Raw genomic sequence first — 5,067 nt, 5'->3', positions numbered from 1 at the left:
ATTGCCCGAAATTTGGCCTCGCTGCGCCTCATCTCTTCCTGGGCAGACTCCAGGCTGGTTATTTTTTCCCCGAGGCGACGCTTCAGCACATAACTGATGACCAGAAGGCCTGAAATCAGTAACACCATAAAAACGGCAGCCACAACAAGGTTGGTGACGGTTTGGGGATGCCATCCGGGATTGATCTGCAACGATATCCAGCGTTTTTGTGCGGCGTCAAGGGCGTGGGCGGGAACGGCGGAAAGCGCCTTTGTCATGGCACTGATGAGAAGCGGATAGTGACGGCTTATTCCGATGCGCCAGGAGAAACTGTAAGGGGTATCGCCGGCCACCTTTAAATTTGGAATACCTTCCTTCTGGATATAATAACCGGCCACGGCCAGATTTTCCACATAGGCATCCACCTGGCCGAAGGAGGTGGCTCGCAGGGCCCGGACCACATCCGGCATTGGTATAAGATCAAACTGCCTATCCGTTAATTTTCGCAGATACTCTTCCGTGGCATACCCTGACACCACAGCCACCCTCAGACCGCCGATATCCGATAATGACAGCGGCTTCTGAACAGCTGTCGAGCTAATAATAACAACGGGCGATGATGCATAGGACGCGGTAAAACCTGCATAACGTTCCCGCTCGGCCGTTGCCACAATGGTTGGCGCCACCGCACACATCCCGTTCTTCAGGGCGGAAAGATGCTGGTTCCAGTCATTTGAGGCATGTTTGATGAAGGTTACGCCCATCTGTTCTTCAATCAGGGCGATGACATCTGCCCCCATGCCTTTAAATTCGCCTGATTTCGAGGCAAATTCAATGGGCGGAAAGTCCGTGTTATACCAGAGAACCAATTTGTCCGGATTCTGTTTTATCCAGTTTTTTTCCTCATCGGACAGGGTGAGTGCAGCGCTTGTTTCCGCAAAGAATATGAGCAGGTATGTCACCGCCAGAACAAGGCATAATGCCATTGATATCAGCCGGCGTCCCACTGTGTTACAGATCATGGCGTTTATTACAGTTAACATATTTAAGCATTAAACCATTTGCGAATAAAATGACATAGATTTTTTCAGGCCTTTTTAACATGCGCGCCCAGGTCGAAGTGTTAAATTCTTGTTAAAAATCCGGATAAAAAGGCAGGCAAAATTAAGAAGTTAGCTTTTTTTGCATTTTGTAATTATTGATCCCGGGTTGCAATCCATTTTTTGCCAGTATAGATTATATCTTTAAACACGTTTATATGAAACTAGAGACAAGATACAAGAAACAAGAGGGCGAAGCGCCTGCGGCGCCCATTTTAGCCCTGAATTGTTGAAGTCTTTAGTTTCATTGTTTGTTGTGGGCTTGCGGCCCATGGCTGTTATATAGAAACAACATGAAAAAAGAACCTATTCTGTTTCCCAAAAAATCACACTCTCTTTTAACCTTAATCACCGGGTCGGTCGTTATCACGATAAGCCTGTTACTATTGCCGGGTGCCTGCTTCATCCAAAAATCATTTGAAGATAAGCTCGAAATCGAAAAGCTGGAGGATCTCAATCAAATCAACGCGTGTTGGGCATCAAACCTTGACCGCTGGTTAATCGATGCCAAGAACAGCATCCTCCGTTTCTCAACGTTGGTATCAAACCTGCCGGAATCAGACAACCCGGACAATACTGCCGTTTTTGATACCATTGTTGCATCAAGTGAGGATGGTTCGCTCAGGTCGAACCGCGCATCATTTTCCCCTGCAAGCGAGCCGGGCATCTGGATTCCTGACGGGTCCTCCTTAGACCCCCGGACAAAATTTTTTTTTGTTGAGGCAAAGAGCGTGACTCAACATTTCGGACACGGCGCATTAAGCAACTTTGAAAACACCTGGATACTTCCTAAACAGGGGGGAATCGTAATATTCTGGCCAAACGAACCTGAATTTATTTACGAAGCGACCAACAACATAGATTACACCGCTTCCCCGTGGGTGACCCTGACCCGGCCGGACAGGAATCCAAAAGGTCTCCCGCAATTGACAAAAGTATCCTATGACCCTGCTACCGGTATCCGAATGGTCAGTATTGTTGCCCCGTATTACCGGCAGGGAAAATGGGCGGGCGCTGTTGGCCACGACTTCCCCATATCAGGATTGGCAAGACAGATGGAGGGGTTAAAACTGCACCACGAAATTGCCCAATTCGTGATAGGGCATGATGGAACGATTTTAATATCCGATCAATTTTCAGAAGAGATAAAGCCATCCAATGGTCATTTTCAGATAGACGACACCCATGATGACGCCTTAAAAAATGTTTTTGATGCCAATATAAACAATTCCCCCCTGACATTTCCCGGTAACATTGTCCGTGACGGGAATCGTATTTTCATGATCCATCACGTTAAAGAAGCGGACTGTTTATTGATTAATATTATCCCTGAAGACACCCTTTTGACGATTGTAAGAAGATCCTACCGGGCAATATGGATGTTGGGTGGATTAGCCCTGCTGCTGCTCACGTTAATTCCGGTTGTGGTTATTTCCCGCATGGTTCTCCCGCCTGTCAATCGGCTTGTCTCGGGCATAAAAAAGGTAAGCGAAGGGAACCTGGGTTACCGGTTTGTCCAGTCCGGTTCAAAAGAATTCTGTTATATCTCAGATGCGTTGGACAACATGGTCCGGCGCATCTCATCTTCAATAGAGAAAGACAGACGCAAGGAGGCGTCATTAAAGAAGAGTGAAGAGCGGTTTCGCCATCTTTTTCAAATGGCCCCCCTGCCCCTGATGGAATTATCCAAGGATGGCAGAGGTATCGATATCAACGCCTGTTTTACTGAAATATTGGGCTATACGATAGAAGATATCCCAACCATTGATAATTGGTGGGAAAAAGCCTATCCAGACCCTGGGTATCGCAAGCAGACCATGACCACCTGGCATGCCATGGTCGAACAGGCTCAAACAGAAAAGACCAAAATCCAGGATGCTGAATATCAGGTTGTAACCAAAGACGGTTCAGTTCGAACCCTGCTGATTGGTGCAAGCCTGATTTTTGAACGGATTCTCGTCAGTCTTTTTGATATCACCGAGCGTAAAAAGACAGAAGAAAAATTGCGGCAATCTGAAGAAAAATTCTCAAAGATTTTTTCAATGGCTCCGTCCCTTGTTGCCATTACCGGTTTGGAAGACGGTCGTATCATTGACGCCAACAATGGATTTGAAGATATAACAGGATGGAAAAGAGACGAGGTTATCGGACGAACCCCTACCGAAATGAATTTCTGGGCACCACCCACTTTCCGAACGGAAATGGTAGCAGGCTTGAAGGTCGGTAAGGATCTATTTAATAAAGAGGTGCAATTCAGGCGCAAGGACGGCAGTCTGCGTATGGGGCTGTATTCAGCCCGACTCATACGCCTGTCAGGGGTGGTATCGATTCTGTCCGTTCTCCAGGACATTACGAAAATAAAGAAGATGAAAGAAGATCAACAAAAATTGCAAAACCAGCTCTTTCAAGCTCAGAAAATGGAAGCTATCGGGTTGCTGGCCGGTGGCATTGCACATGATTTCAACAATATTCTTTCAGCACTGTTTGGGTTTGCCCAGCTTGCCAAAATGGAAGCCGGCGATAATGAAACCCTGAAAAAATATCTGGATTCAGTCTCTACAGCCGGCCTGAGGGCAAGGGATCTTGTCGGCCATATTCTTACGTTCAGCAGGAGATCCGATGTCAAAAGGCAAGAGATATTTATCGACCCGATCATCAAGGAGACCTTGAAATTCATCCGGGCATCCTTGCCGTCCAATATCCGGATTCACCAGGACTTGAGGGTGAAACATGCCAGGGTAATGGGAGATGCGACCCAAATTCATCAGGTTTTGATGAATCTGTTTACCAATGCGGGGCACGCCATGAAAAACAAGGGCGGAAAGCTTGAGGTGGTGCTTGACATGATCGCCATCGACCAGACCGACACCAGGCAATTTAATAAGATTAAACCGGGACTGTATTACTGCCTGATGATTTCCGATACCGGCTGCGGCATTCCACAAGCCATTATTGACCGGATATTTGAACCGTTTTTTACCACAAAAAACAGGGAAGAAGGTACCGGTATGGGGCTTTCCACTGTTTTCGGCATACTGAAAGAAATGAATGGGGGGATCTCCGTATACAGCGAGGAAGGAATCGGCACCACCTTCAAGGTACTCATACCGGTTCATGAGCAAAACGGCGGGTTGAACACAACGCCTTTGGGAAGTAAACTGATATCAGGAACGGGGAACATCCTGATCGTGGATGATGAGGAACCCATCGTACAAAGCAGTCAGGCGATTTTATCCACTCTTGGATATATGGTTACCGGAACCACCCGCAGCCGGGAGGCGCTGGGAAAGATTGAAAAAAAACCAAAATTTTTTGATCTGGTCTTAACAGATATGACGATGCCTGAAATGGACGGCCTTACACTCGCCCGCCGGATCAAGTCAATCAACCCTGAAATTCCCATTGTCCTGTGCACGGGCTTCAGTCATGTATTGACAAAAGAGATGTGCCGCTCCGTCGGCATCTGTGATATGATCATGAAACCCATGATTGCCGGTGAACTATCCAACGCCGTATATAGGGCCTTGAAAAAGAGGCCTGGAAAGGAAACACGTGATTCGCGTTCTGATCATTGATGATGACCCGGAGATTTGTCTGTTTTTTGAAACCATTTTTGAAAAAATGGGGTGCGAAACGGTCACGGCCAAAAGAATCAATGAAGCCAAAAAGCTGAGTACCAGCAGCAATTATGACATTATTCTGCTTGATCTTGAACTGCCTGACGGAAACGGGCTTGACATTATGCCGGATCTGGTGAATTTACCGTCTTCCCCGGAAATTATTATCATTACCGGCACCGGAGATGCCAGGGGTGCTGAAATCGCATTTAAAAACGGGGCATGGGATTTTGTACAAAAACCCTTGGCTCATGTTGCGTTTCAAGGTCTTATTTGACCAAAAGCTCGACAAGCGAATGGAGCAAGGCCTTTCCTCGCTTGCCAGCGTTATGAACGAACTCAAAAAAACCAAGATAAAAAGGGAGCTTCTC

3 protein-coding genes are annotated in these 5,067 nt (G+C 46.9%); 2 read left to right on the top strand and 1 reads right to left on the bottom strand.

Going from position 1 to position 5,067, the window contains the following annotated elements:
* Positions 1-1,001, bottom strand: a 1,001-nt coding sequence (locus tag AB7U36_RS18155; RefSeq protein WP_428161078.1) for a transporter substrate-binding domain-containing protein, incomplete at its 3' end; no start/stop codon positions are given.
* A gap of 371 nt (positions 1,002-1,372) precedes the next feature.
* Here AB7U36_RS18155 and AB7U36_RS18150 point away from each other — a divergent pair.
* On the top strand, positions 1,373-4,654 hold the full coding sequence (locus tag AB7U36_RS18150) for a PAS domain S-box protein (protein WP_428161077.1): 3,282 nt from the start codon (positions 1,373-1,375) through the stop codon (positions 4,652-4,654).
* Positions 4,632-4,973 carry a response regulator gene (locus AB7U36_RS18145; protein WP_428161076.1) on the top strand — a complete coding sequence of 114 codons (342 nt, stop codon included), beginning with the start codon at positions 4,632-4,634 and terminating at the stop codon, positions 4,971-4,973. Before AB7U36_RS18150 ends, AB7U36_RS18145 begins: the two co-directional genes overlap by 23 nt.
* Positions 4,974-5,067: the final 94 nt, after the last annotated feature.

This window comes from Desulfobacter sp. (genome assembly GCF_050177295.1).
The sequence above is the reverse complement of the archived record's forward strand: the minus strand, read 5'-3'. Positions and strand labels throughout refer to the sequence as shown.